The organism is Psychrobacter sp. TB20-MNA-CIBAN-0197, from assembly GCF_040309765.1.
In the GTDB taxonomy this organism is placed as follows: domain Bacteria; phylum Pseudomonadota; class Gammaproteobacteria; order Pseudomonadales; family Moraxellaceae; genus Psychrobacter; species Psychrobacter submarinus.
Window position 1 is genome coordinate 1 of sequence record NZ_JBEOPC010001200.1, and the last position, 245, is coordinate 245.

Genomic DNA, 245 nt, shown 5'->3' on the forward strand with positions numbered 1-245 from the left:
GAGCTGCAGAGCGTATGAAAATCGAGACTATTTTAGTAGCGAATCACGCAATGCGTATTCCGCCGTCAAAATACATAAGCCGCGTTCAAGTATCGTCGGGATTTGATGTAGCCGACGACGAAATAGTAAAACGTGTTGAAAAAGGCGATTTAGTTATTACAGGCGATATTCCGCTAGCAAGTGAAGTAATTGATAACGGCGGGCAAGCACTCAACCCACGTGGCGAGCTTTATACCACCGAGAAT

General features: G+C 45.3%; 1 protein-coding gene. It reads left to right on the plus strand.

The features are described from left to right. Positions 1-14: 14 nt before the first annotated feature. On the plus strand, positions 15-245 hold a 231-nt coding region (locus tag AAEY83_RS17760; protein WP_351061317.1), incomplete at its 3' end, for a DUF188 domain-containing protein.